The sequence below is a fragment of the Polaromonas sp. P1_G2 genome, from assembly GCF_056405515.1.
Genome location: NZ_JBFUBY010000455.1, coordinates 1 through 2,111, shown reverse-complemented (window position 1 = coordinate 2,111; position 2,111 = coordinate 1). Strand labels below are relative to the sequence as shown.

The following is a 2,111-nucleotide window of genomic DNA, read 5'->3' as shown; positions in this document are numbered from 1 at the left end:
GGACAAGGCTGTGTTCCCCGACCCGGACAACCTGAAGAAAATGGTGTCTCCGGCCAGCTTCAGCAATGAGGCCCGCGAGTCCATGAGCAATGTGTTCACCGCCTTCAAAAAAGGCAAGTGAGTTTTTGCTGTCTTGAACTGACGGTAGTGAGTTCGAACCCGGCTGTGCATGCAATGCTTTGCGTGCGCAGCTTTTTTTCATCTTGGTGACGACAGGAAGCACTGTTCATGAACCTGCCCCCATCGCCCGGTGATGGTTATTTGCGGACCGACCAGCTGGTCAAGCGCTTTGATGGCGTGGCAGCGGTCGACGACGTCTCGCTGTCCATCCACAAGGGTGAAATCTTCGCACTGCTAGGCAGCTCCGGCTGCGGCAAATCGASCCTGCTGCGCATGCTGGCGGGTTTTGAGAAACCGACCTCCGGCGCGGTCATCCTGGACGGCGTGGACATCGCCTCCTTCCCGCCCTACGARCGGCCSATCAACATGATGTTCCAGTCGTATGCGCTTTTTCCGCACCTGACGGTCTGGGACAACATTGCCTTCGGCCTCAAACGCGAAGGCATGCCAAAGGCCGAAATTGAGGCACGTGTTCAGGAGATGCTCAAGCTGGTCCAGCTCGAGGCTTTTGCCAAACGCAAGCCGCACCAGCTCTCGGGTGGCCAGCAGCAGCGCGTGGCCCTGGCGCGCAGCCTGGCCAAGCGGCCGCAGTTGCTGCTGCTTGACGAACCTCTGGGCGCGCTGGACAAAAAGCTGCGTGAACGCACGCAGTTCGAGCTCATCAACATCCTTGAGTCCGTGGGCGTGACCTGCGTCATGGTGACGCACGACCAGGAAGAAGCCATGGCCATGGCCTCCCGCATCGCGGTGATGAGCCACGGCCGTGTGCTGCAGGTCGGTACGCCCAAGGAAATCTACGAGCATCCGAATTGCCGCTTTGTGGCCGACTTCATCGGCAACGTCAACATGCTRGAGGGAGAGCTCACGCTGGACGAGGCTGATCGGTGCGAGGTCACCACCGACCAGGGCGTCGTGAGCGTGGGGCACGGCATCAGCGGCACCCTGGGCATGTCGGTCGCCATCGCGGTGCGGCCCGAGAAAATCCACATCGCCAAGACCCGGCCGGCCGGTATCGGCACCAACCTGTTTACCGGCAAAGTGCGCGAGATCGCCTACTTCGGCAGCTACAACACCTTCATCGTGGAAGCGGCCGGCGGCCGCACCCTCAAGATCACCGAGACCAACACCACGCGCCACGACAGCGACACGATCACCTGGGACGACCCGGTCTTCTTTTGGTGGGATGGTTCCGCGCCGGTGGTGCTGACGCAATAAGTCCAGCCCCACAGGCCCAATGATTCAATCCCGGCGATGAAAAACATCCCCTCCTGGCTTCAACTCAACCTCGGGCGGCGCTTCGTCATCGCCGTGCCTTACGTCTGGCTGCTGCTGTTTTTTGTGCTGCCTTTCCTGATCCTGCTGCGCATCAGCGTGACGGACATGGGCAACGGCGTGGATCCCTTCGCACCGTTGATTGAGACGGTCAAGGGCTCGTGGCACGTGCYGCTGCGCTACAACAACTACGCATCCATCTTCATCGACAAGGCGCAGGATGCCGCGGGGGGCTTCKGCAACACGATTTACATGGAGGCGTACAAGACCTCGCTGAAGTACGCCTTGCTCACCACGCTGTCCTGCCTGGTCATCGGTTACCCCTTCGCGTACTTCATTGCCCGCTCGCGGCCCGCGATCCGCCCGGCTCTGCTGATGCTGGTGATGCTGCCGTTCTGGACCTCTTTCCTGCTGCGCGTCTACGCCTGGAAGGGCATCCTCGCCGACCAGGGCGTGCTCAACAACCTGCTGCTGTCGTTGGGCATCATCCAGGAGCCCATGGTGATGCTCTACACCGACGTCTCCATGTTGGTGGGCATGACTTACGTGTACTGCCCCTTCATGATCCTGCCGCTCTACGCCAACCTGGTGAAGATGGATTTTCGCCTGCTGGAGGCCGCGCACGACCTGGGCGCCAGCGCCTGGAAGGCTTTCTGGCTGATCACTGTGCCGCTCAGTAAATCCGGCATCGTGGCCGGCTCCATGCTGGTGTTCATTCC

The 2,111-nt window shown here is 60.8% G+C and carries 2 protein-coding genes; both read left to right on the top strand.

From position 1 onward, the window contains the following. Positions 1-228 precede the first annotated feature (228 nt). Positions 229-1,335: an ABC transporter ATP-binding protein gene (locus AC1D0P_RS25110; RefSeq protein WP_477679222.1), complete on the top strand. Its 1,107-nt coding sequence runs from the start codon at positions 229-231 to the stop codon at positions 1,333-1,335. Between the two features lie 36 nt (positions 1,336-1,371). Further along, on the top strand, positions 1,372-2,111 hold a 740-nt coding region (locus AC1D0P_RS25105; RefSeq protein ID WP_477679221.1), incomplete at its 3' end, for an ABC transporter permease.